This is a genomic window from Brevibacillus humidisoli (assembly GCF_020923435.1).
Lineage (GTDB): Bacteria > Bacillota > Bacilli > Brevibacillales > Brevibacillaceae > Brevibacillus_E > Brevibacillus_E humidisoli.
In genome coordinates this window covers 4,059,936-4,085,398 of record NZ_CP087263.1, presented here as the reverse complement: position 1 = coordinate 4,085,398, position 25,463 = coordinate 4,059,936, and the positions used below count along the sequence as shown (strand labels likewise).

22 protein-coding genes are annotated in these 25,463 nt (G+C 50.9%); 13 read left to right on the top strand and 9 right to left on the bottom strand.

The window, feature by feature from the left end; translation table 11 throughout:
• Window positions 1-29: 29 nt before the first annotated feature.
• The gene (locus LOK74_RS19900; protein ID WP_230043732.1) at window positions 30-578 is read left to right on the top strand and encodes a superoxide dismutase family protein; all 549 of its coding nucleotides are present in this window, start codon (window positions 30-32) and stop codon (window positions 576-578) included.
• 12 nt (window positions 579-590) lie between these two features.
• Here LOK74_RS19900 and LOK74_RS19895 read toward each other — a convergent pair whose 3' ends face one another.
• Together LOK74_RS19895 and LOK74_RS19890 are read right to left on the bottom strand one after the other, a co-directional pair.
• On the bottom strand, window positions 591-1,454 hold the full coding sequence (locus LOK74_RS19895) for an MBL fold metallo-hydrolase (protein WP_230043731.1): 864 nt from the start codon (window positions 1,452-1,454) through the stop codon (window positions 591-593).
• Window positions 1,455-2,008: 554 nt separating this feature from the next.
• Entirely contained in the window at window positions 2,009-3,484 is a 1,476-nt protein-coding gene (locus LOK74_RS19890; protein ID WP_230043730.1) for an IS1182 family transposase, read from the bottom strand.
• 216 nt (window positions 3,485-3,700) lie between these two features.
• Between LOK74_RS19890 and LOK74_RS19885 the strand changes: the two genes are divergently transcribed.
• From LOK74_RS19885 to LOK74_RS19870, 4 genes are all read left to right on the top strand, one after another.
• The gene (locus LOK74_RS19885; RefSeq protein WP_230043729.1) at window positions 3,701-4,324 is read left to right on the top strand and encodes a hypothetical protein; all 624 of its coding nucleotides are present in this window, start codon (window positions 3,701-3,703) and stop codon (window positions 4,322-4,324) included.
• Window positions 4,325-4,406: 82 nt separating this feature from the next.
• On the top strand, window positions 4,407-5,426 hold the full coding sequence (locus tag LOK74_RS19880) for a M23 family metallopeptidase (protein WP_230043728.1): 1,020 nt from the start codon (window positions 4,407-4,409) through the stop codon (window positions 5,424-5,426).
• Between the two features lie 252 nt (window positions 5,427-5,678).
• A complete protein-coding gene (locus tag LOK74_RS19875; protein WP_230043727.1) occupies window positions 5,679-6,137 on the top strand; it encodes a 2-thiouracil desulfurase family protein in 459 nt (152 codons plus the stop codon).
• 85 nt (window positions 6,138-6,222) lie between these two features.
• A complete protein-coding gene (locus tag LOK74_RS19870; protein WP_230043726.1) occupies window positions 6,223-7,107 on the top strand; it encodes a fructosamine kinase family protein in 885 nt (294 codons plus the stop codon).
• 8 nt (window positions 7,108-7,115) lie between these two features.
• Here the strand turns inward: LOK74_RS19870 and LOK74_RS19865 are convergent, their stop codons facing one another.
• Window positions 7,116-8,489: a sensor domain-containing diguanylate cyclase gene (locus tag LOK74_RS19865; protein ID WP_230043725.1), complete on the bottom strand. Its 1,374-nt coding sequence runs from the start codon at window positions 8,487-8,489 to the stop codon at window positions 7,116-7,118.
• 326 nt (window positions 8,490-8,815) lie between these two features.
• On the opposite strand from LOK74_RS19865, the gene LOK74_RS19860 reads away from it, so the two are divergent.
• Window positions 8,816-10,486 (top strand): glutamine--tRNA ligase/YqeY domain fusion protein, encoded by a 1,671-nt coding sequence (locus LOK74_RS19860; protein WP_420908696.1) that lies wholly within the window; start codon window positions 8,816-8,818, stop codon window positions 10,484-10,486.
• A gap of 798 nt (window positions 10,487-11,284) precedes the next feature.
• On the opposite strand, the gene lepB is transcribed toward LOK74_RS19860, so the two are convergent.
• Complete coding sequence (gene lepB, locus LOK74_RS19855) at window positions 11,285-11,836, bottom strand: signal peptidase I (RefSeq protein ID WP_420908804.1); 552 nt, start codon at window positions 11,834-11,836, stop codon at window positions 11,285-11,287.
• Window positions 11,837-12,427: 591 nt separating this feature from the next.
• Here lepB and ehuB point away from each other — a divergent pair.
• From ehuB to LOK74_RS19830, 5 genes are all read left to right on the top strand, one after another.
• Entirely contained in the window at window positions 12,428-13,354 is a 927-nt protein-coding gene (gene ehuB / locus LOK74_RS19850) for an ectoine/hydroxyectoine ABC transporter substrate-binding protein EhuB (RefSeq protein WP_230043723.1), read from the top strand.
• Window positions 13,355-13,456: 102 nt separating this feature from the next.
• Window positions 13,457-14,098 carry an ectoine/hydroxyectoine ABC transporter permease subunit EhuC gene (gene ehuC, locus LOK74_RS19845; RefSeq protein ID WP_230043722.1) on the top strand — a complete coding sequence of 214 codons (642 nt, stop codon included), beginning with the start codon at window positions 13,457-13,459 and terminating at the stop codon, window positions 14,096-14,098.
• A gap of 3 nt (window positions 14,099-14,101) precedes the next feature.
• On the top strand, window positions 14,102-14,752 hold the full coding sequence (gene ehuD / locus LOK74_RS19840) for an ectoine/hydroxyectoine ABC transporter permease subunit EhuD (RefSeq protein WP_230043721.1): 651 nt from the start codon (window positions 14,102-14,104) through the stop codon (window positions 14,750-14,752).
• A 46-nt stretch (window positions 14,753-14,798) separates the two neighbouring features.
• Window positions 14,799-15,620: an ectoine/hydroxyectoine ABC transporter ATP-binding protein EhuA gene (ehuA, locus tag LOK74_RS19835; RefSeq protein ID WP_420908695.1), complete on the top strand. Its 822-nt coding sequence runs from the start codon at window positions 14,799-14,801 to the stop codon at window positions 15,618-15,620.
• A gap of 203 nt (window positions 15,621-15,823) precedes the next feature.
• Entirely contained in the window at window positions 15,824-16,498 is a 675-nt protein-coding gene (locus LOK74_RS19830) for a uracil-DNA glycosylase (protein ID WP_230043720.1), read from the top strand.
• Between the two features lie 105 nt (window positions 16,499-16,603).
• Here the strand turns inward: LOK74_RS19830 and LOK74_RS19825 are convergent, their stop codons facing one another.
• Window positions 16,604-17,419 (bottom strand): MBL fold metallo-hydrolase, encoded by an 816-nt coding sequence (locus LOK74_RS19825; RefSeq protein WP_230043719.1) that lies wholly within the window; start codon window positions 17,417-17,419, stop codon window positions 16,604-16,606.
• Window positions 17,420-17,613: 194 nt separating this feature from the next.
• On the opposite strand from LOK74_RS19825, the gene LOK74_RS19820 reads away from it, so the two are divergent.
• Both LOK74_RS19820 and LOK74_RS19815 read left to right on the top strand, forming a co-directional pair.
• Entirely contained in the window at window positions 17,614-18,921 is a 1,308-nt protein-coding gene (locus LOK74_RS19820) for a phytoene desaturase family protein (RefSeq protein ID WP_230043718.1), read from the top strand.
• A gap of 55 nt (window positions 18,922-18,976) precedes the next feature.
• Entirely contained in the window at window positions 18,977-19,834 is an 858-nt protein-coding gene (locus tag LOK74_RS19815; RefSeq protein WP_230043717.1) for an RNA polymerase sigma-70 factor, read from the top strand.
• 115 nt (window positions 19,835-19,949) lie between these two features.
• Here the strand turns inward: LOK74_RS19815 and LOK74_RS19810 are convergent, their stop codons facing one another.
• The 4 genes from LOK74_RS19810 to LOK74_RS19795 form a co-directional block, all read right to left on the bottom strand.
• A complete protein-coding gene (locus LOK74_RS19810) occupies window positions 19,950-21,239 on the bottom strand; it encodes an MFS transporter (RefSeq protein WP_230043716.1) in 1,290 nt (429 codons plus the stop codon).
• Between the two features lie 306 nt (window positions 21,240-21,545).
• Complete coding sequence (gene trhO / locus LOK74_RS19805; RefSeq protein WP_230043715.1) at window positions 21,546-22,508, bottom strand: oxygen-dependent tRNA uridine(34) hydroxylase TrhO; 963 nt, start codon at window positions 22,506-22,508, stop codon at window positions 21,546-21,548.
• A 194-nt stretch (window positions 22,509-22,702) separates the two neighbouring features.
• Window positions 22,703-24,718, bottom strand: a complete 2,016-nt coding sequence (locus LOK74_RS19800; RefSeq protein WP_230043714.1) for a beta-propeller domain-containing protein — start codon at window positions 24,716-24,718, stop codon at window positions 22,703-22,705.
• A 95-nt stretch (window positions 24,719-24,813) separates the two neighbouring features.
• Entirely contained in the window at window positions 24,814-25,455 is a 642-nt protein-coding gene (locus LOK74_RS19795) for a thiamine diphosphokinase (protein ID WP_230043713.1), read from the bottom strand.
• Window positions 25,456-25,463 lie beyond the last annotated feature (8 nt).

Genomic DNA, 25,463 nt, shown 5'->3' with positions numbered 1-25,463 from the left:
AACGGCACATCATTCGTGGAGGTTTTTTTATGTACGGGTATCTTATCCCGATCAAACATGTTCCGGTAGGATCATATCTGCCTGTCACCCGCCCGCCTCGGCGTGCATTTGCATGGATTACCGGCGGGCCGCTTGCCCCTGATCTGAATGGAGTTGTGGTGTTTACCGATGTTCCCGGGGGAGTTGAGGTGTATGTCAAGGTGAACGGACTTCCTCCGTACCAACCCGGCACGGAGACTCGGGACCCCATCGGGCCCCATGGGTTCCATATTCACGAAAATGGTACTTGTGAAGTAGGCCGGCCGGATGATCCGTTTCAGTCAGCAGGGGAACACTGGAATCCGACCAACCAGCCGCATGGAAATCATGCTGGAGACTTCCCCGTCCTATTCTCCAACAATGGATATGCTGCGATGAGCTTTTTCACCAATCGGTTCCGTGTAGCCGATATTATCGGCAAAGCGGTGATCATTCACCAAAACCCTGACGACTATCGGACTCAACCGGCCGGTGACGCAGGCAAACGCTTGGCTTGCGGCGTGATTCAGCCGTTGGAGGAAGGGGCCTTCGATTTTTAAAGCAAAGATTCGTTACAGGATCCATTCCGCTTCATTCGTTTCGCTTCGTTCCTCTTTTACAAAACGCCCGTAATCGGGAACCGCGACACGGTCAAACTCTCGGGCAAGCTGCTCTAGGCCTCGTGACAGCTGCGTTCCCGACATCGGCAGTCCGTGTCCTGTCACTGCCAGGGCTGGCTGCAGTGCGGCTAGCTGTTTGACCGATTCCCAGGCGGCCTGCCAATCTGTGGTCAGATAGCGGGGTGGACCGTTAATTTCTTCTACCTGTGCGATTACTTTGTACAGGGAGTCCTGTCTCACAGTGACAAAGGCATCGCCGGCAATCAATGCGCGATCCTCCTCCCGAAACAGCGACACGTGGCCGGGCGTGTGTCCCGGTGTATGAATCCAGCGCCATCCAGGCAGTTTGGGCACGGTCCCGTCGGCAGACAGCTTGTGTATCCGCTCGCCGAGATCAATCCCCTCGTTTGGAAACAAAGGGGACAGTTTGGCGACGAGGCCGCCTTCCACACTTCCGTCGGGTTGGGGGTAATCGGATCTTCCGGTCAGATATGGCAGTTCCTGTTCATGGGCATACACCGGAACATCCCACTGCTCCGCCAACTCTCTGACTGCTCCGACGTGGTCAAAATGTCCATGCGTCAGGATGATCGCCCCAGGCCGCTTGTCTGTCCCAAACCGCTCTGCTGCTACCGCGACGATCCGTTCGGCTGAACCTGGCATGCCGGTGTCCACGAGAACCCACTCGTCAGCTTGCTGTGGATGACCGACAAAACAGACATTGACGATTTGGACAGTCAGGCTGTAGAGGTCTGGGGCAACTTCTTTGCCGATGCCACTTGCTGTTGACGTTACGGGAATGATCGTGTCTGTCATCTGATTCCTCCTCTGGAGTTGTCTAACTCCATTGACTCCATCCTGCCTGTTATTGTTAGTCTGCAGGCGAATAAATATGTTAATCCGCTTGCTCTCTCCAACGCATACCCTTTTTTGTCAGCTTTTCTCCACATTTCGAAACCATTTTTCACTTATTCTGTATTTGTCTGTATTAAGGGTCATGTTAATCGAGGTAGTTGTTGCTCAGACTGGAGAAGGATGATATTATTAATACTGGATGTTTATTCCATGAACATAACTTTTACTTCTTTTACACTCAGCGAATCATAATCTCCCAATTTTCTAAAAAAACAAATAACCAAAAAATGATCGAAACTATAAACATTATAATGGAGTTACATTAATTAGTAATTAGACATAGTGTTGAGCAATTGTTTGAGAAAACTTGCGCCTATCACACTTACTGACTTTTACATTACAGGGATTGGTGAGATGCAGCTAGGGGAGCAGGTGGTTTCTCACTTAGTTGGGACTGGAAGATTGAATACCTTCCATCATTAAAAACGAATGGGCAATATTGAGGTTAAAATCTATTACAATGGTGCCTCTCTTAAGAGAGACACCCAGATTGCAGACAAACTCCCTCGCTGAACGAACAGCAGAGGGCGTTTGTTTAATAATTTGATGAAAATACCGAAGGTGTTTTGATCCTTCACCTTTTGGCGACCTGATTTCCATAGCCAGGTCGCCATTTTTTTTAAGTTCATGGCAGCGAAAACAAGCATCGCCTGCATCGTGACCTTCTCCAGTCCTCGTAAGGTCGTCCAACGCATGCCATGCTTTTCCTTCATATCAGCGAATACACGTTCAATCGTTTCTTTCCGTTTGCTATAGATTTGTTTGTTTTCCTCGGTATGCCGGAGGTGGTCTACCTCTTCGAGGTAATTAGCCCAGATGTGGCGACTCACTCTCTTTGTGTAGTCTTTACTTTCCGTGCATTGTTTCAAAAACGGACAACTTCGGCAAACTTGAGAATTTGATCGATAGATACGGTACCCATCCTTGTTTGTTGTCTCATATGTTAAGATTTGCTCGTTCGGGCAGATGTAGCAGTCGAAATATTCATCATACACATATTCGTGCTTTTTAAAAAAACCTTCTTTGGTGCGTGGTCTTGTGTAGGGCATAACGGGGCGAATCTGGTCATCAAGGAGTGTTTTACTGATGTAAGGCGTCTTGTATCCCGAGTCCACTGCCACAGCTTGAGGCTGTGCAAACGTCTGTCGCACTTGATTCAAAACATCCTCAAAAACCTGACTGTCATGCACATTGCCTGGCGTTACCCTGGCGCCAAGCACAAATCCATTTCGATCACATGCTGTATGAAAACTATAAGCAAAAACACGTTCTTTTTCCCCTTTTACAAACAATCCGCAATCCGGGTCAGTTGTGCTGACCTTCACCTCCTTCTTCGAAGTTACTGTCTTTTTTTCAAGGGGCTTCTTTCCATGTGCAATACGATCCTGATTGATTTCTTCGTCCAGTAGCTCTTGATATTTCTTGGCTTGTTCTTCAACGATTTCTTTCACGTATTTATGCTTATTCGCACTGGCTTTTACATGCGTAGCATCAATGAAAAGCACGTCAGGCTTCACGAATCCATGATGTACCGCCTCCTCCAATATGCGAAGGAAGATCGACTCGAAGAGTTGAGTATCCCGAAAACGGCGAACGTAGTTCTTACCTAGGGTCGTGAAATGTGGAATGGGCTGACTGAAGTCATAGCCAATAAACCACCGATAGGCGACATTGGTTTCGATCTCTTTAATCGTTTGTCGCATGGAACGAATTCCAAAAATATATTGGATGAAAGCAATTTTGACTAAGACTACAGGGTCAACACTGGGTCTGCCATTGTCATGACAGTAGAGGCTTTCCACCAAGTCATAGATGAATGAAAAGTCGATTGCATTTTCAATTTTTCTTACGAGATGATCTTTTGGCACCAACTCATCTAAAGAGAATGCAGATATCTGATAACGGCCCTCGGCCTCTTGCTTATTAAGCATAATGCCACCCCTAAAAAATAACTATTGAAAACGTAACATGTTCTATATTCAACAAAAAAGCCTGCAGACCCTGTTCCTTACGGAACTTTGTCTACAGGCTGGGTGCCTCTCTTAAGAGAGACACCATTGTTTGTTGTAAGTGTATGATAAGTTTTTGGCGTTATCAGCATTAAAATAACACAATTGCAAAATCTCATTAAAATGGAGGTTACAAACATGTATCGGTTGAACTTCCTACTGTTTATTCTGTGTGCGATATTGTCAGGTTGTAGTAATGACGAATATGTTTTAACTAAAGCAGAGGTTCATGGTATTACCTATAATTACGCTGAACATGTTTATCTGCATGCAATGTTCCTTGCACATATCAATAATTGGTTGGCAGATAATAACCAAGAATATTCAGAAAAAAGTGACCGCTTGCGGTCTTATATCAACGGTTTTGAGAGTGGAAATAAACGGAGAAGTATATATGATAGTGTTCGAAATATTGTTTCATACCGGCTATCTCAGTCCTATAGTGAGAAAACGATTAATAACATCAAAAAAGCTCATGCAAGATTAAACATCATCTCATATAAAACTTCCGAATACCTCACTCAGGAGCGTGATATTGAATCGCGTGAATTAACTGAGTTGGGGAAACTTATTAATCAGGTAGAGTCTTTACTTTATCCTAAAAGTGATGATAGAGCAGAGTTAAACCTCTATAATTTAATACTATATCAAGAGGATATCACTGAGGCACACAACGAGAAAAAAATTGAGAAATACTTTGATGATCTTGACTCGGCAATGTACCAATTAACTGAATTTTTGAATGAGGGTACACAACCTTAAGGGGGACATTCTGCAGTATGGAACATTTGTCGTTACGCTTAGTTAGGATTCTACACCAAGACCGAGAAAAGACGAGGAAATGATGAAAAGAGTGATGTCTACTCTCTCTGTAGTCATGATGGCTGGCATTATCCTGTCTGCTTGTGAGAATGGGTCGTCATGGATCGGACTCGGTCCAGATGAGCGGCGGGAAACAGGCCAGCAGGCAGTCGAACAAGGCCAACAATCAGATAACGAGAAGGGAGAGGCGGTTATGCGGGAAGATTTGCCACAGCTTCTGCTCAATCAACAATTCGAGCAAATCTACAGGCAAACTGGGCAGGAGTTTCGGGAGGCGGTCACTTATGATCAGTTTCGTTTGATCGCAGCCCAGTTCGTGGAAGATGTGACATCGTTTTCGCTGCAGTCAAAGCTGACGGAAAACGGGCTGGACATGTATGTCTGGATTGACCAGAGCAGCACAAAAGGGATGATGGCGGCCTTTGATCAGACAGGAACAATCGTCGGGCTGCAAGTAAACCGGCTGCAATCCTATCCAGATACAGACGCTGCTTTGACGCAGACCGAGTACAGGCTTCCTTTCCAGGGGGAGTGGATGACCTATTGGGGCGGTCGCAATGTGTTGGTCAACTATCATTACGCCTATCCTGGTCAGCGTTATGCTTACGACTTTATCATTGTCAAGGATGGGATGTCGTACCAGGGCGACCCAACCCATAACGAGAGCTATCACGCTTTCGGCCAAGAGGTGCTCGCCCCGGCCTCTGGAACGGTGGTGCAGGTAGTCAACGATGTTCCCGACAATGAGCCGGTTGGCGAGATGAATGAGGAACAGCCAGCAGGCAATTATGTCGTCATCGATCACGGCAGGGGAGAATACAGTCTGTTGGCCCACTTTCAGCATCAATCGATCCGGGTAAAGCCGGGCGATGTGGTGGAAGCAGGCGACCTCCTAGGTTTGTGCGGCAATTCCGGCAACTCCAGCGAACCGCACATCCATTTTCATGTCGCTGATGATGCGGATCTTGTGAAAGGGAGATCGCTGCGGATTCGCTTATCAGATGGGTTGGACCCGCTACGTGGGCAGGTAGTGGCACCGTAAAGCGAAACGATTTGTCATAACCTAATTTGGAATTGTTGCCACGTAGAGCAGAATAATCACAGGGAGGTGAGCGACGCTCTCCTCTTTGTTTTTCCAATCTGCTACAATCAAGGGGAGCAAGAGAAATCGCATCTCGCACTGCGCCGAAAATAGCTGGTTGTTCTAATCGACTGGTTTCCCTCATGTAGACTGCATGGGTTGGGATAACCATTCAGCCAATCGGTGCGCCGCAAAGGTGGTGGAAACGAAACGATGATCCTCATCAGTTCTTGTATGGCCGGCCTGGCTACTCGCTACGATGGAAATGATGCTCATGTGGAACAGCTTGATCAATTGCTACAAGCAGGCAAGGCTGTACTGGTCTGCCCGGAACAGCTCGGCGGCCTTCCTACCCCCCGTCCGCCTGCCGAGATCGTCGGTGGCGACGGATATGATGTTCTGGATGGAAAAGCGAGCGTGATCGACATAAACGGGTGTGATGTGACGGAGGAATTCCTCAAAGGCGCGCAGCAGACCCTGAAGCTGGCTTTATCGGTAGGTGCGAAGCAGGCTGTGTTAAAAGAGCACAGTCCATCCTGCGGGAGTTCGTTTATTTACAATGGGACGTTCCGTGGAGAAAAGAAAGACGGAGTGGGTGTGACCACGGCCCTCTTGGAGAGAAACGGGATCAGGGTGATCTCCGAGGATGACATTGACCTGGACAACCTGTAACAACCAAAACCCAGTAACCAATAACCTACATAACCTATCTGTCCCATACGATCACTCAGTATGCCTATAAAGTTGAGGTGGTAGGATGCGCCGGCAGCTGACTCAGACGAAACTCGCCCAGACGCTGCGAACGATCGGAGACACATCAGCGATAAATGAAATCCGTCCTGTCACAGGTGGCGACATCAATGAGGTGTATTACGTTAGAACGGCTGAACAAGAATATTGTGTCAAGTGGAATCAGAACATTCCCTCGGGGTTTTTTGCAAAGGAAGCAGAAGGTCTGGAGCGGATCAGACAGTCAAAGACGGTTGCTGTCCCCTTGGTTTATGGTGTGCACGAAGACGATCACGGTCGGGGAGGCTTGCTGATCCTGGAATGGATCGAGGGGGAAAAAACGTCCATCACCGATGCACAGTTGGGCAGGAGCGTTGCCGCGCTGCACCAGACTCCCGGGCCAGGGTTTGGATGGGAGACGGACACCTACATAGGGAGACTGCCGCAAAAGAACGGCTGGTACCAGCGCTGGACAGACTATTACCGGGAATGTCGACTCCTGCCGCAGATGAAAAGGGCCGAACAATCCGGACGTATGCCAGTCCAGCGTGGAAAACGACTGTTACATCTGATGGAGAACATCGAAAAATGGCTTCCCAAAGAAGGAACTCCCGCTTTGCTGCACGGAGACCTGTGGGGAGGCAACTGGTTGGTTGGACCTTATGGACGCCCCTATTTGATTGATCCGTCTGCCTTTTATGGGCACTATGAGTTTGAACTGGCTTTCACCGAACTGTTCGGCGGGTTTTCCGACCTGTTTTACCAAAGCTATCAACAGTTCCAGCCGCTCTCGCCGCACTACGAGGAAAGGAAGCCATTGTACCAACTCTTTTACCTGCTTGTCCATCTCAACCTGTTTGGTGAATCTTATGGAAGCTCGATTGACCGCATCCTTACACGCTATGTTGGCTGATCCACTTTTTATGGCGCAGATTCGGCCACATACTGATCGCGACCGTTGTGCTTCGCTTGATAGAGGGCCTGGTCGGCTGATTGGAGCATCTCCAAGTAATGAAAATCCGAGGTTCGGGTAATTCCTCCGATGGAGATGGTAAGCTTCACAGTCTCTGAGTCGGCGGCCACTTCCAGCTTGCGGATTTCCTCCAGGATTCTTTCTGCTACTTGCCTTGCCTCCAGTTCATTAGTCTCCGGCAGCAGCACGCAAAATTCTTCTCCGCCCAAACGAGCGGAAATATCCGTGGCTCGGAGTGAACGGTTCAACGTATGGGCAACTTCTTTTAATGCCTCATCACCGACGATATGGCCATACGTATCATTGATCTGTTTGAAGTGATCGATGTCCAGCATCAGCAGCGACAGCGGATGCTCATATCGTTTGGAGCGGTCAATCTCCGTCAGGAAGAGTTGTTCAAAATGGCGGCGATTGTTCAACCCAGTCAATTCATCGGTCGTGGCCAGTTGATGAAGCCTCTTTTCCATTTCCTTTTGCTCCGTTATGTTTCGCAGAACAATGGAGGATCCACCTACCAAGCCATCATCGTTTACTTCATATCGTTCACAGAAAAAGCTGTATGTTTGGTCATGCATGGACAGGGTGATTTCACTGTTATGGCAATCGGCATCATGCAAAAGCTCAATGACCCGTCTCTGTTCGGAATGGTCCAGTTGTTTTTGCAGCTCCCAAAAAAACTGCCCCAATACTTTTGAGCGTTCCATCTGAAGAAAGGAAGCCATCTGATCGTTGCAGAGATCGATTTTTCCCTCGCTGGTGGCTCCCATGATCAATGCGTTAGAGTTTTGAACCAGAATGTTGTGCTTGCTGTTTAGCTGTTCTCTTGCTTTGACCGTCTTGCTCACCAAAAAGATGACCAAGCCATAAGTAGCAAATACCATCAACGTTTCCAGCAGCGCATAGAGAGAAAAGCTCATAGAGAACGTTTTGATCAGTAGATCAGACAGGGCTAATACCAGAGTTAAGCCTAACCCCGTTCGCAGGTTGGTATAGATGGTTAGGATCATCACGGGAATCAGATACAAGTCGATGACAAACAAACCGCTGTCGGACTGATAACCTTCGATGTCCCATAGAATACTGAGAATAGAGGCCAAGGCAGCGACAACGTAAATCATCATTCGCTTCTGCGCTTGGAAAGTCCCCAACCAGACAGGTTGAACCACCAGATAGAGGAAGATCATCATGATCACATTGAGTGCCTGGCCCAGCACATAAAAGTCGGTTGGGAAAAATTTCAATTTTAAAAAAATATAAACCGCAAAGACAGCAAGGATTACCACGTTTTGCATCATTAATCGCATACCGGACTTTATATTCATGTTCTCTCACCTGTCCTAGGGGATCCATTCACTCCATAAGAGTAAGGGATACGAAGGGATTTGCCAAGCTATGTTTACATCATAACCGACTTCATTTTCGAGAGGTACAGGATTTTTCCTCCATATGTATATCTCGACATGGAAAAAAGCAGTACATGTAGGGGGGTCAGACCGGCTAGGCTGGGGATACGTCTGAAGTGGAATCAAAGGGGATGTCAACTAGTGGATGGTATGTCTGAGAGTCAAAGTTGAACTCTGCTGATGGACACAGTATTATGAGTAGAAGAATACATTGCAGGAATCGACGACTTAACGTATGTGAAAGGTTGATAACAGTGGAACACAAATCGGCTTCCTCCAACTTTATCCGAACGATCATACAAGAGGATCTGCAGTCTGGCAAAGTGGATCAGATCGTGACCCGCTTTCCCCCGGAACCAAACGGGTATCTGCATATCGGACATGCCAAAGCCATTTGCCTCAACTTTGAACTGGCGGATGAATTCAAGGGAAAGACCAACCTTCGCTTTGACGATACCAACCCGCTCAAGGAAGACAAGGAGTACGTAGAAGCGATCAAGGAAGATGTGAAGTGGCTCGGTTTTGAATGGGACGGGCTCTACTTCGCGTCCGATTACTTTGAGGAAATGTACAACCGGGCTGTGCTGCTGATCAAAAAGGGAATGGCCTACGTCTGTGACTTGTCGGCTGAGGAGATCCGGGAGATGCGCGGGACCTTGACCGAACCGGGGAAGGAGAGCCCTTACCGCAATCGCTCGGTCGAGGAAAACCTGGACTTGTTTGAACGGATGCGGAGCGGTGAGTTCAAGGACGGTGAAAAGGTGCTGCGGGCCAAGATCGACATGGCTTCGCCCAACATCAACTTACGGGACCCGGTCCTGTACCGGATCTCCCATACGCCTCATCACAACACCGGAACCAAGTGGTGCATTTACCCGATGTACGACTTTGCCCACCCGATCGAGGATGCGATTGAGGGCGTCACCCACTCTCTCTGTTCCTTGGAGTTTGAGGATCATCGTCCGTTGTATGACTGGGTCGTGCGCGAAACGGAGATGGAGCACCAACCGAGACAGTACGAGTTTGCCAGATTAAATCTAACCAACACGGTGATGAGCAAGCGATATTTACGGCAATTGGTAGAGGAAAAAGTAGTCGATGGCTGGGATGATCCACGGATGCCGACGATTTCCGGGCTGCGCCGCAGAGGATACACCCCAGAAGCGATCCGCACATTTGCTCGTGAGATCGGTGTAGCCAGAAGCAACAGCGTAGTCGACGTCCGGATGTTGGAGCATTTCGTCCGTGAAGACCTGAAGCTGAAAGCGCCGCGGACCATGGCCGTTCTCCGCCCGCTCAAGGTGGTCATCGTCAATTACCCAAAAGACCAGGTAGAGATGCTTGACGCAGAGATTAATCCAGAGAATCCGGAGATGGGGATCAGGCAGATCCCGTTCTCTCGGGAGATTTACATCGAACAAGACGATTTCATGGAAAACCCGCCGAGCAAGTACTTCCGGCTGTTCCCCGGGAACGAAGTGAGATTGAAACATGCCTACTTCATCAAGTGCGTCGATGTGATCAAGGATGAGGAAGGGAACGTGGTCGAACTACACTGCACGTACGATCCCGAGACTAAGAGCGGCACTGGATTTACCGGGCGCAAAGTAAAGGGAACCATTCACTGGGTGGAAGCCAAGCACGCAGTTCCCGCGGAGTTCCGGCTTTACGATTCACTGATCATCGATGCCGACGATAAGGCAGACAAGTCGCTGCTCGACCTGCTCAATCCCGACTCCTTGGAGATTACCCACGGTTTTGTGGAACCGAACATGAAAGAGACTGCTCCAGAAGACAAGTACCAATTCTTCCGACACGGATACTTTCATGTCGACCCGAAATACACAACTCCTGAGAAGCTCGTCTTTAACCGGATTGTGCCGCTCAAGAGTTCGTTTGATCCCAAGAAAGGATAACGACGCTTCGGCGTTGAGTCATCAAGCTGTTGACACTAGTAGTGTCCACAGCTTTTTTATTCATGTAAAGGAAAAAAGAGACCAACCGAGACCGGTTGGTCTTGAAAAAGGAACAGGAAGGGTGAACGGCCGCTGAGGAGATGTGCGATCTCAGGTAGAGCGATTGATCGGAGTATGACGCTGTTGGATGGTGGCATTGCGTGTTGTAACGTTGCGGTTCGTAATGTTACGGTTCGTAATGTTACGGTTCGTAATGTTACGTGTCACAACGTTCCGCGTCGGAGTGTTGCGTGTCACAACGTTCCGCGTCGGAGTGTTGCGTGTCGTATTACATGTGTTTGCATTGCGTGCGGCAGCAGTTTGTGTGGTTGTCGTATTACGAGGGCAGTTGGGGAACCGGCGTATGGATCGAACTTGGTTTATCGGGATCCGGATGAGTGGAAATACATCATCGATTAGAAAGACCAATAAAAAGAGATTGTTGACTCCCACTCGGCACAATACGCCATCAATCCCGGTACCATCCCTGCGTGTAATACCAACCGGTTTCCCGACTAATCGCAAAGCCCTCTGACGGACCAAGGTTGTAGACATTCGATACCCTCCACTTCTCGTTGGTATAGGATATGGTATTGCGTCTGAACAATCGCGGAAACGGCGAATGTACTGCCTGTCAGCCCAAAATGGATGTTGGAACAAAGGGCGAAGGACTGTATGGCCGCACCAACGATAAGGAGGAGCAAAAAAACCGCCTCGAAAACATCTGAGGCGGCTTGGAATTTCTTCATGTGATGTCGCTCATAGAGAGAAGTCGATCTTGGTTCCCAGTACGTGATCGAGAGGGATAAACCCAATATCTCTGCTGTCTTTGCTGTTGTTGCGATTGTCACCCATGACGAATACGTGGTTTTCTGGAACAACCCATTTCCCGTCAGCTACATAATCCATCGCTTCTTTTATATACGGTTCGTCCAACGCGGTTCCATTTCGATACACCTTGTGATTCTTAAATTCCAACACATCGCCTGGCTTCCCGATCACTCGTTTTACATATAGAAAGTGTCCCTCTACCCCTGTGACCAGTTGTATCAGCGGCGTTTCACTCACTTCATCGACAAAGGTTCGCTCACGATTGGTCCGGCTGTCAATCACCACGACATCCCCATAGTCCGGCAGATACGAGAACGTATGCGGCAGCTTTGAAACGTAGATACGCTGCTGATCCTGCAGGGTAGGTTCCATAGAATGTCCTTCTACTTTATATGGTTGAAATACGAAAATCGTGATCAGTAAAGCGAACACCAAAGCGATTGCCAGAGAACGAATCCAGCTCCAGATCTCACTCACCATCTTCACAGGCGATTTCCTCTCCTTTTTTCTATCATTCTTACGAAATTATACTCCACAGGTGCACCATAAGACAAACAAGACGGGAAAACAACCGTCCCTGCCCTACGTTCGCCCAACCTTTGCTCTCATGAGTTGTTGGACCGGGAGAGGGTGGCTGGCCCAACACGAGAGACTTCTGCTGCCTTGCGGTGGGCGCTGGTGCTACCTAGCGTAGTGCTTCGCTTGGGGCCCAGTAGCAGCGCGGTGTCTATTGGGACGATATGGGAGTATATGAGAGGATACAGGAAGAAAAAGGGGGATCCCCCGGGTAATGCTTGCTGAAATTGGGTGAGCCGGTTTCAGCCGGAATAATTCCGCTATATCAAGGATGAGGATCGATTGGAATTTTGTTACCATAAAAGTCAGGTAAATAAGAACGGCGTTGCACCCTCTGTCATTTACTCCGACTGTCACCCTCGAAGACCTTCATGATAAACGCATACCTTCCAGACCCGGACGTAGTCTCGCGCTTCAAATAATGGCAATATTTGAAATAGTGCCATTATTATAGCCTATAACATGCATAAAAAATTATTGGGGGGAGCCAGAGCGATGAAAAAATTTTTTCACATGCTTATCACATTGATGATGGTGGGGGTTCTAGTCGGCTGCGGCACACAGACGAGCGGCAGTCAGGCAGGAACCGGAGACCAGCCGTCAGGTGACTCATCATCGGGAGAACAGTCGGCAGAAACGACGCTTGCAAAAATTAAGAGCGCTGGAAAAGTAACGGTCGGTTTTGCCAATGAGAAGCCTTACGCATACAAAGATGAGAATGGCAAACTGACAGGTGAGGCCGTAGAAATCGCACGTACGATTCTGAACAAGATGGGCGTCAAGGAGATGGAACCGGTACTCGTCGAGTTTGGTGCACTGATTCCGGGTCTGAAGGCAAAACGCTTTGACATGATCACGGCCGGAATGTACATCACGCCGGATCGCTGCAAATCTGTCGCGTTTGCTGAGCCAGAGTACAGCATCGGTGAGGCGCTGGCGGTGAAGAAGGGAAATCCGCTCAACCTGAAGAGCTATGAAGATATCGTCAACAACAAAGAGGCCAAAGTTGCTGTTATGGCTGGCGCGGCTGAAGAGGGCTACTTGAAGAAAATGGGTGCCGCTGAGGATCAAATCGTGATCGTTCCGGATCAACCCGCGGCGATAAAGGCCCTGCAATCTGATCGTGTACACGCTATTACGATGACCGGTCCTTCGCTGCAGGCAGTGCTTGACTCAGCAAATGATGACACTCTGGAGCGGGTGATGGACTTTGACCAGCCGGTGATTGACGGGAAAGGGGTCCGTGGCTATGGTGCCACTGCGTTCCGTCAGGAGGATACAGCTCTTCGCGAAGCGTTTAATGCGGAACTGAAAAAACTGAAAGAATCAGGCGAACTGCTGAACATTATCAAGCCATTTGGCTTTACGGAACAAGAGCTGCCGGGCGATATGACCGCTGAGAAGCTCTGCAAACCGGAATAACTGCTGGAATCAAGATGGACTTTGCCCCCGCTGACAGGGGGCATTGTCCGCTTCCATTGATTTTCCACTTTTGCCTAAGGAGGTTGGAGTCCGATTAACAGCATGATTGATTTACTGCCTGCTTTATGGAACGGAATCATTGTTACGGTGGAAGTAACGCTGTACTCCGCCTTTTTTGCTCTTATCATTTCTATTGTTGCGGGTCTTTCCCGCCTTTCCAAATACGCGATCGTACGACAGGTGACAGTTGTCTACGTGGAAATCTTTCGCGGCACCTCGCTGCTTGTCCAACTTTTCTGGTTCTACTATGTGCTGCCATTGTTGGGTGTGACGCTGCCTACGATGGTGGTGGCGGTTCTCGCTTTTGCCCTTAACTACGGGGCGTACGGATCAGAGATCGTGCGCAGCGCCATTTTGGCGATACCAAAAGGCCAGTGGGAAGCCTCGATTGCCCTCAACATGACACCGTTTCAGCGGATGAGAGTGGTCATCCTGCCACAGGCGTTTGTACGGATGATTCCGCCCTTTGGCAACCTGTTGATTGAACTGCTCAAAGGAACAGCACTTGTCTCGCTGATTACGCTCAACGATTTGACAGCCGAGGCCATGCTGCTGAGTACCACGTACATCGACAAGTCGACGATGATCCTGGGCTCGCTATTGGTGATTTACTTCATCATTGCCTACATTCTGACACTTGCGGTCCGTTTCATCGAGCGAAAAGCCGCAGCGGGGAGGTCGTAGGTGATGTGGGACTGGAATTACGCCTTCTCAATCCTGCCCAAACTGCTTGAAGCGGCACTAGTAACCATTGCTGCAACGTTTGTCGGGTTTGTGATTTCTGTCGTATTCGGGTTGCTGCTGACACTGGCGAGGCGGTCTTCCAACCGTCTGCTCTCGCTGCCGGCCGTTGGGTTTGTCGAGTTTGTCCGCAGCACCCCGCTGCTGGTACAGGTGATTTTCTTGTATTACGCCATGCCTGCATGGACTGGAATTTCGCTATCGGCCTTTACCACTGGTTCGATTGCATTAGGTCTTCACTACAGCACCTATCTCTCAGAAGTGTATCGTTCGGGGATCGACAACATCCCCAAGGGCCAGTGGGAAGCAGCGACGGCGCTTAACTTCACGCGGGCACAGACCTGGCTCCGAGTTATTTTGCCGCAATCGATTCCCCCGATCATACCGGTGATGGGGAACTATCTGCTAGTGATGTTTAAAGACACACCGATCCTGTCGGCGATTACGCTGGTGGAACTGCTGCAAACCGCTAAGATCATTGGTTCCCAGACGTTCGAATACGTTGAGCCGTTTACCCTGGTCGGTCTGATCTTCCTCCTGTTAAGCTATCCTTCGTCGCTTCTGGTACGACGGCTGGAAGCACGTTTGCAGCGGTAACGGTTGGCATCAAAGAAGCGAAAAATCCAAAAAAGGATGTGAGGGTATGAGCATGGCACTGGAGCATTACCACGATGAGGTCCAGGAAACGGTTAGTCAGCGGCCCATGGTGCGCTACCGGGGAATAACCAAAAAATTTGGTGATCTGGAGATTCTAAAGGGGATTGATCTGGACATCGCTCCTTCGGAAAAAGTGGCCGTGATCGGGCCCAGCGGATCAGGTAAGACGACGCTGGCTCGTCTGTTAATGACATTGGAGGAGCCCACCTCAGGCACGATTGAGGTAGATGGCGAGATGCTCTGGCACAAAGAAGTGAACGGCAAGCTGGTACGTGCTGATGAAAAGCATCTGCATCGGATTCGCGGCAATATCGGGATGGTGTTTCAACACTTCAATCTCTTTCCGCACATGACAATCCTGCGCAACTGCATTGAGGCACCGATCCGCGTCTTGGGGCTGTCCAAAGAGGAAGCCGTGCAGCGGGCCGTCAGCATGCTGGAAAAGGTAGGTCTGGCGGACAAGACGGATGCCTATCCGGCTCAGCTTTCCGGGGGGCAAAAACAGCGGGTGGCCATCGCGCGAGCATTGGTGATGCGTCCCAAGGTGATGTTGTTTGACGAGGTCACCTCTGCGCTCGACCCAGAGTTGGTAGGCGAGGTCCTCTCTGTTATCAAGGAGATTGCCGAAGAGGGCGAAATGGCGATGATGCTGATCACACATGAGATGGATTTCGCGCGAGACGTAGCGGACCGCGTCATCTTTACCGACGGCGGATTGATCGTAGAAGAAGGTCCGCCGCAGCAAATCTTTGAGAACCCGCAGAGTGAACGGCTGCAGTCGTTCCTCAGTCGGTTCCTCAATCCGTGATAGAGGGCTGCATTGCCTTTTCGAAACAGACAGATATAGGGTATACGCTTACCGTTCATTGGGCTGTTGATTCCTCAACAGCCCTTTTTTGCCCCTTTTGCGGTTTGCGGGGATACTCCAGCCAACCCTTCAGTCGTGCATGTCCAGTTTTTGTTATAATGGTTGGTATGGATGGACACTTTGCTTTTATAGGTGATGATGAGATGAAGATATTGCGAAATGACTGGGGACCGCTCCTGCAGGACGAGTTTGAGAAGCCGTATTACCTGCAATTGCGGCAGTTTCTCGTAGAAGAGTATCGGACGAAAACGATCTATCCGGATATGTACGACATTTTTAACGCGCTGCACTACACGGCGTATGCCGACACCAAAGCGGTGATCCTCGGTCAAGACCCTTATCACGGGCCGGGGCAGGCTCATGGGCTAAGCTTTTCCGTCAAGCCGGGAGTGGCCACCCCGCCGTCCCTGCAGAATATGTTTAAAGAGCTGCAGCAAGATCTGGGCTGTACCATTCCCAACAACGGTTACCTCGTCAGATGGGCTGAGCAGGGGGTGCTGTTGCTCAACGCTGTCCTCACCGTACGGCGCGGTGCTGCCAACTCGCATCGGGGGATAGGCTGGGAGAAGTTTACAGACAGGGTGATCTCCATCCTCAACGAGCGCGAAAAACCAGTGGTCTTTCTCTTATGGGGCAAGAACGCTCAGGAGAAACGTGAACTCATAACGGCTCCGCACCACCATATTATCAGTTCCCCCCATCCCAGCCCGTTTTCTGCCAACAGGGGGTTCTTCGGCAGCAGACCATTCTCTAGGACCAATCAATTCTTGAAGAGCATCGGCAGTGAGCAGATCGACTGGCAGATCCCGGATATGTAAAGGAAAGCTCGGCAATCTCCGAGCTTTTTTGTTTTCGACAAGGAGCCGGTCAAGTTGTTTCCTGTCTGGACCTCTGCAGGACATCTGCCAACGAATGGCCCCGCGTCAGGGTTGGTTTCTTTCCACCTCCAGCTCACGTACAATCGATCGAATCAGATGTTCAGGCGAGTTTTCAAAACCGGACAGCAGCTGCATCGGATGGATCTGGGGGAACAGGCGTTGGCGGATCTGCTTGGCCGTTAGGCCTTGCTCGTAGAGTGCGGTTACCTGTCCGACTACTTCTTCCAGGTAGTTTAGCTTTGTTTGAATCATTTTTTTCCCGTCGAACAGAACGCCGGCATGTGAACAGATTAAGGTGGAGAAGTCATAGGACAAGATGCTGCGCAGTGAGCGAATGATCTGCGGTGCTGCTTCAAAGGAAAAGAAGCTTTTGGGACGTGACGTAACGAACAAATCGCCGCTGAACAACCAGCCTTGTTCACGGTTGAGCAGCGAGATATGATCGTCGGCATGGCCGGGTGTATGGATCACTTCGAACTGGTAATGTTCCGTCTCCACAGTGGAGGGCACGGGCTGCGGCTGAAACGGTTCCCGGCCTCCCCAGAACAGTCGGCGGTAGAGCGGAAGGGATGGCCGCTGCTGGCAGAGGGGGATGCCTTTTTCATGGATATACGGAGTCATGCCGAGGTTTTGCTCGATCCATCTAGCCAGGCCGGTATGGTCTTCATGGTGATGGGTTAGGACGACTTGCTCGATCGGCTTGTCTTGGAAAAACGGAATCAGTGTACGGCTCATGCGACTCGGTCCGGTATCCACCAACAACCCGTCCATAAAGTACAAGTAGACGTCAAGCTTTATTCCGCCCCCGGACACTGTCGTCCGGGCGCAGGTGATCGCGTCAAACTCGGTTATCTGCAGCAAATCTCTCACTTCCCGATCGATAGAGGTACAGGTATAGTATAAAACAAATGAGGGTGAATACCCAGATCTGGATGAGGTTCATCACTTGCATGCGTGTTAGTTGGTTCGATTGTTTTCTCGTTTTCTGATCATGTGTCACAAATCTCACTTCTTTCTCGTCTTGTTTGCAAAAGGATGCAAAGGGGAGGACTCTGATGACGACCACACCCGCCAGGTGGGAGGGTAAGCCGTGGGACACAGTGGTTATCGGGGGTGGCTTGGCAGGTTTAACGGCGGCCACCTGGTTGGCCAGACGAGGAAAACAGGTGCTGCTCCTGGAACGCTCAGATCATCTGGGAGGGCGCGCCATGACGGAGGAACGGGAGGGATGCCTGTTTAATCTGGGCCCTCATGCGCTGTACAAACAGGGGGCGGGAATGAACGTACTGTGCGAGCTTGGCGTGATTCCAAAAGGGGGAACGGCTGGCATCTCCGGCAAGCTGGTTATGGGAGAGAGGGTATACGAGATGCCGCTTTCACCGGTCTCTCTGCTTACCTCCAAGCTATTCTCCTGGCGGGAGAAAAAGGAGCTGATCCGTTTGATCAGTCGGCTTCCGAGGGTAGACACGGATGCGATCCAAGGAATCAGCCTGCATGACTGGGTAGAGCAGCAGTTTCAATCGGAGAGTGTGAAGCAGCTTTTTTATGCGATCTCCCGGCTGGCCACCTATACCAATGAGCCGGAGTTGACTAGCGCCGCTGCGGCCATCCGACAGGTGAAGCTCTCCGCAAAAGGAGCCCTCTACCTACATGGTGGTTGGCAGCAGTTAGTGGATGGTCTGCTGTCGCAAGCAGTGGCAGCGGGAGCGACGGTCCACCAAAAAAGACAGGTTACAGCGATCGGCGGCACGGCACCGGAGATGATCGTAACCACGGCTGATGGACACGCATTCCATACTCGCTCAGTCATCTCCACACTTCCACCGCCAGGTACTGTCAAGCTGCTGCGGCAAGAGGTGCCATCACGGCTTGCGGCACTCGGGGAGGCCATGATCCCGGTGAAAGGGGCGTGTCTGGACATCGCATGTAAAAGACTGCCAAGACCCGACACCTCGTTTGCACTCGATTTGGACCGTTCGCTTTACTTTTCCAACCACTCGGCAGCGGCCAGGTTAAGTCGGGACCGTCAGCACGCTGTGGTTCATCTGTTCAAGTATCTGCGAACGGGGGAGGAGCAGGATGCAGCAGGACATAGACAGGAAATGGAATCGTTTCTCGATCAGCTCCAGCCTGGGTGGCGGAGGGAAGTGTTGACCAGCCGCTATCTGCCAGCTATTACCGTGTCGCACCGCTTGCCGAGGGTTGAACCGACATCCGTCACAGCAGAAGCATCCTCGGTTGCCGATATTCCCGGTCTTTACCTCGCTGGGGACTGGCTGACTGCCGAGGGACTGCTGGCTGATGCTGCCCTGTCCAGCGGAAGGCAAGCCGCTTCCTGTGTGCTCACGCTGCTTACTATATAGAACAAGAGGTGATGGCGCTATCGATACAGTAGAGTTGTACCGGAGATATCAACCATTGCTCTTTTCACTGGCCTATCGGATGTTGGGCACGGTCGTTGATGCAGAAGACATTGTTCAGGAGACGTTTGCGATGATGGGTCGGATCCATCAGGAGCATATCTCCAACATCAAAGCGTATCTGTGTAAAATGGTGACCAACCGCTGTCTGGACCACCTCAAATCGGCACAGAAACAGCGGGAAGTGTACGTCGGCCCGTGGCTGCCGGAACCTCTCGTCCTTCAGCAAGATGATGATCCGCTGCAGGAGGTCATCTCCCGTGACAGCTTGTCTATTGCCTACGTGACCTTGATGCAGCAGTTGACGGCTGTTGAGAGAGGGGTGTTTGTCCTGCGTGAAGTTTTGCAGTTTGACTACTCGGAGATTGCCGAGATTGTCGGCAAGACGGAGGCAAACTGTCGGAAGATTTTTAGCAGGGTTAGGCAGAAGCTGGCCCACGAGCATCCCCAGCAGGAGGTGCCTTATGAGGAAAACGAGAAGCTGCTGCGTGGATTCATCACGGCGATCCGGCGTGGAGATGCCCAAGCCTTGCTTCGTTTCCTGTCGGATGATGCCGTCTTGTACTCCGATGGCGGAGGCAAGGTGAGGGCAGCTCTGCGTCCGATCTACAGTCGGGAGCGTGTCGTCGCCTTTCTCTTGGGAGTGGCGCAGAAGCGGGCTGCAAATATTGGCCTGCAGATCGTCAATGTAAACGGCAGTCCGGGACTGTTGATTTCAGAAGGCAGTAAGTACTGGAGTGTGTTCAGCTATAAACTGCAGGGAGGACAGATTGCGGAGATCTACCTGATCATGAACCCTGACAAGCTGCGGCACCTCCCGCAGGTCCCCAGAGAAGATAGTGACGGCTCCGACTGATACCCGTCTCTGATTGAGTCGATGCATGGGGCGGCCCTGCTTTCCACGATAGGGAAGGCAGGGCCGATTCATTTGGAGGGGAGATCACGATAGACGCAGGATCGTTAGGGCTGAATTACGGCTGCTGGCTTATATCGCCATCCAGTCCTGCTGTCCGTTGATGTGAACGGGGCAATCGCCATAGCTGCCGGACGATCACATAGCCAATGATACAGAGAGAGAAACTGGACATGCTGAGGGCCATCAGGCTCAGTCCGATCGTGTCTAGCAGGAGACCAGCGGTCAACATCACAAACAAGAAGTAGCTGTTTTCCATCATGTCGACCAGCGAAAAAAAGCGTCCGTGAAACTGCTTGGGAATCTGTTGCTGATACAGAGCTGCAGAGAGCGGAAAAAAACTGCCTACACCCAAACCCATTACGGCAAAACTGGTGAGATAAAAAGGCCAGTGCTGGGCGAAAGTGAGAGAGAGATAAGCGAGACCGACGAGCAAAACAGAGACGGTCATCACATAGATCTGATTCCGTCTGTGCGACAGCATCCTGGCCGCAAACGTTCCCGCGATGGCACAGATCCCCTCTGTCGTGTAGAGCAGTCCTTTGATCGAGGGGTCGGCTGTCTGCTCGCTAATCGCGATCACTGTTAAGTTGAAACAACCTAAGAGAGTCAGCGGCACAAAAGAGAGAAGCAGTACCTGTGGCACCATGGAAGACGCTCGCAATACGGGAAGCAAATCGGCAAAGCGGTGCCCCGTATCTGCTACTGCTGCGGCAGGTTCCTGTGGTGGGCGATCGCAGGCGGGAATACCCTCTTGTCCTCTCGCCGGAGCAGCTTTCCCGGTCTCGCCTCTATCGATACGTAGAAATGGAGTGAGGAGGACCAGAAAGAGATAGCCAAACATGGCCACCAGATACATGCCAACCAAGTCAGTCACAGTCAGCAGCAGCCCGGCCAAGGCGGTACCAGCGATCCGGGAGAAGGTAGCCACGTTCATATGCAGCCCGTTTGCCGCCACCAGGTGCTTCTCCTCGACGATCAAGGGAATCAACGACTGTAGCGCCGGCAGATAGAAGCTAGCAGCCACTCCGTTGACAACCATGAACAGAACCATCCAGCCGACCGAATCAGTGGCAAGAGCGAGAAACATGAACAACAGCCCGCATACGCGGGCGATCCCGGACCAACCCATGACCGCTTGGCCGCCCTGACGGTCAATCACGCTGCCAGCGTATGGAGCGGTCAACGTGCCGACGAACAAGCCGGACAGCAGAATCGCCGCTTTCAGGAAATCGGAAGGGACCATCTGCTGTAAGAACTCGAGATTGCCGATGATTCCAAACCACATGCCCAGTCCGGAGCCTCCCTCGGCGATCATTAAAATCCACAGATTTCGGTTCTTCCACATTGGCGATGCCCCTTTTCCAGGTGATGACGATTCGTAGAAACGAAGATCGGTTTTAGAAGTTTGTTCATTTTATTTAGATATGAATCTAATTTAATGAAAATCTAATTAGATAATAATCGAATTCGTTGGTGCGCGCAAGGAGAATCTGATCGAACACGATCAACTCTTAACCGGCATGAGCAGTGATGAACGTGTCTGACGATAACAAAAAACACACCGCAGAACATCGATATGTTCTGCGGTGTGTACGATGGCAGCAGCAAAACAGCGCTTCGCTGTTCAGCCCAGATGTCAGACGTCTACATGTCAGGAGCCTACTTTGCTAACCTGCCGTTCTTCTTTTGCTGTCGCTTGGTTTGCCTCTTGCTCCAGCACATAGCGGTTCCGCTTGTGTTCACGGCACTCCTGCGAGCAGGAGCGTTTATAGGTTTTCTCGCATTCTTCACAGCAGATATGCTGCAGGTTGCATTCCGGGTTGGCACAGTTGACGTAGCGATCTTCCGGTTTTCCGCAGTGATAACACTTGCCGACGACAACATCTTCCACCTGGTTGATCGGTACGGAGATCCGTTCGTCAAAGACGTAGCACTTCCCGTCAAACAAATGCCCTTTCACTTCCGGGTCCTTGCCATAGGTGACAATCCCGCCGTGCAGTTGGTACACATCCTGAAAACCTTCTTTCAGCAGCAATCCCGTCAGTTTTTCACAGCGGATTCCGCCGGTGCAGTAGGTCAGTACTTTTTTATCCTTAAACTGTTGGAAGTTCTCTTTGATCCATTCCGGGAACTCACGGAACGATTCCACATCGGGGCGAATCGCGCCGCGGAAGTGTCCGATATCGTATTCGTACGTGTTGCGTCCGTCCAGCACGACGACATCCTCGCGCTGCAGCATCTCGTAGAACTCTTTAGGGGAGAGGCGTTTGCCGCTCAATTCGTTGGGGTTGATGTCTTCCGGCAGGCGGAAGGTAACCAACTCATTGCGCGGGCGTACGAACATCTTTTTAAAAGCATGCCCGTCTGCTTCGTCAATCTTGAAAACCATGTCGGCGAAGCGAGAGTCCTGGTGCATAGTGTCCATGTAAATCTGTGTCTGTTCAACCGTGCCGGATACGGTGCCGTTGATTCCTTCCGGTGCTACCAGAATCCGTCCCTTGAGACCCAGCTCCTTGCAGAATGTCAGATGCTCCTGTGCAAACTGCTCATGGTCCTCAATCGGCACATACTTGTAGTAGAGCAAGACTCTGTACGGTTTTTGTTGCTGTTCCATTTTCAAATACCTCCATCTATTTGCAGGATAGATGATGTGCAATACCTGCTATTATACTACAAAAGCAGCTATTTCGCACAACTTGCCGTCACTTTACAGAAACTACCGCCTGCTTGACAGCAATAGGTCTAATCCTACCATACATGGAGAGCAGTGTGGCTGCGCTGCATGTGACTAATTGACAAACTTTTTGCTCAATCGGACAGGGCGAGACTTCCCACTTCTTGATACGTGTCAAGGTCGTGTGCTTTAATCATCGAAGAAGACAGGGTGTACAGCTTGTCGCCGATGTACAGGATTCGCTCCACATTGCGTTCGCTGTCGTACCAGCCGTCACCCGACTTCAGCATGTCCTGCTCTGTGAGGTGGGTAATCTTTTTGCGCAGGGTAAAGCCTTTGTCGAGATCCAGTTGGTAGACATAGGCACCCTGGAACGTAAACTCGCCGTAGCGTGTCACGTCACGCGCTTTGGACTGTTTGACGCTTTCCGGGATTTCTCTGACGGTGATTGGGAACGCTAGCAGGTTTTTCGCTTTGGAGAAAAGCAGTGCCTTGTGGTTGTGCAGCAGTTCCGAATCGGTGCCGCGATCGCCGATGATCAGGCTGTACTTTTCCACCGGATGGCTGACATCGCTGACGTCAAACAGAGCGACCTTCATGCCTTGGTAAAAGGCGATTGTGTCTGAGCCCGATCCTGGTTCCCCTTCCCGTGAGGCTTCCACTGCGTCTTTTCCGAAGCCGATCAGATGGTTTTCGTCGTAGGGATGGAGGTAATCGCTGTAGCCGGGAATCTTCAGTTTTCCGAGAATCTTTGGCTGCTCCGGGTTTTTCAGATCGATCACAAACAACGGGTCCACTTTCTTAAACGTTACGATGTATCCTCTGTCGCCCATAAATCGGACCGAGTAGATTTTTTCGCCTGGTGCGATGTCCTCGATTTTGCCCTTCAAGGCTAGACTGTCGTCCAAGATGTACAGGTTGTTCTTCGAGGTATGCTCATCGGTGCGCCAGACTTCTCCTTTGGTCGTGGCCACACGGAAGTAGCCGTCGTGTTCATCCATCGAAAACTGATTGAGGATGCGGCCGGGGACTTCCCCTTTTGCCAGGTATTCCGTTGTACCGTCATGGAGAGCAAACTTGTAAAACCGTGTCTTTTGCTCAGGTGGCTGTTCGATAAAAAAGGTCTCCTTGAGTTCGTAATCGGTCACTGCTACGTACAAGTGCTCAGGTGAGGCGTAGATATTTTCACCCGCTCCCAGATAGGAGGAGACCTGCATCTCCTGATCGATTCGATCCAGATTGATGCCGCCGATCAACAGATAGTTCGGCTCGATCGAATCAGGGAAATAACGCATATCGCCATAGTCAACCGGGATCGGCTCATCGCCGCTGGCCGAGTCGCTGTACACCGGGGCAGGCAGTTGCGTCTGCTCTTTTAAAATCCAGTGGGAGTCGATCCATCGGTTGGCGACGAGATAGAGAGCAGAGCCGATCTTGCGGGACGATACATAGTGACCCTCCAGCGCAACCTCTTTGACCTGTTTTAGCTTCGTTTTGTCACGCAGATCATAGACGATGGCTTTTACCTGCTCGCGGTGGTAGGGAATTTTGGAGATCCGTTCGGCATCATGTCCGATCACCACCAGGTAGTTGTCATCCACGTACAGCTCACTTGGTCGGAGATCTTCTTCTGCGTAATTGAGGGTGCTGACGACCTTTAGCTGATCTGCGGGAGTGGCCTGTGCCACAACGACCTGTTGATTGCGCACCAGATACAGATAAGAACCGTCTGTCTTGACCACGTCGGATTCATCGACGCCGGCAACCTGAACATTGGTGCCCGAGTAATCTGCGGCCATGCCTGAGTCGGCCGAGGGTGCTGCCTGTTTTGCTTGGGCTTCGCTGCTGGCAGGGGCAGAAGCAGTTGTTTCGAGGGCCATTTTGACTCCCCGGTAACGGTACACCCGTTCACGGGTTTTCTCCGCTTCTTCCAGTAGTGCTTTTAGATTGTTGTAGGACCCCACTACCGGCAGCGGCTCTACCTGCTTGGGAGCAGTCGTTTGATCCGCTGTTTGTGCAAAGGCATGGGGCTGATCAGTCAAGAGATATCCATCGTCAGCCGATCGCACTCCCCACCCGTTCCAATAACCGGCAGAGAGTGCAACCAGGAACGTAAGGATGGTTAAAAAGTAAAAACGATTCCGTTTCATCGCGCACCTCCTCTTTGTTGATGTAGACGTGTTCTGGTGCGGATACGTTGCAGGTGTTTGCGAATCTAAGTCGAACCCAAGACAATGCATATCGGCTAATCCAAACTCTGTATGAGCAAGAGTTGTCCGGACTCGACGCTGACCGTACCGTGTGAACCCAGCAATTCGTTGCTGATCCCGAGTGACTGGCCGATGGTTAGTGTTGCGCGATGCAAGGGGTAGAGAAATCCCTCCAGCGTAATGCCGGTAACCTGTGTGCTGAGCGGCAGCAGGGAGACATAGCGGTAGCGCCTCTTTTTGATCTGTGCGGTGCCATCAACGAGCAGCACCTCGTTTTTCTCGTCGACAATCCTGCAGGGCACAGTTGCCTTTTGCGCTTCGACCAGCAGGTGGAGATTGGCCAGTGTGTGGTCCAGGCGGCTGCCTACCGCACCGAGCAGGATGATTTCCGTCGGCTGCTGTGTGAGCGCCCATCGGAAGGCCATCTCCGTATCGGTCAGGTCTTTCATCACCGGATCACAGGACGCAACGCTCGCTACCTGCTGCTCGATCTGGCTTCGTTCTGCCTCGTTTACGGAATCGAAATCTCCGACGGCATAGGCTGGAACGATACCGTGCTGCAGCAAAAAGAGCGCCCCGCGGTCAACGCCGACCAGCACATCACCCTCCTGCACTTCGTCAAGCGCCCAGTCCCCGAGATTGCCTCCGGAAAAGAGGAGATAACGGTGTGTCATCATCGGAGATT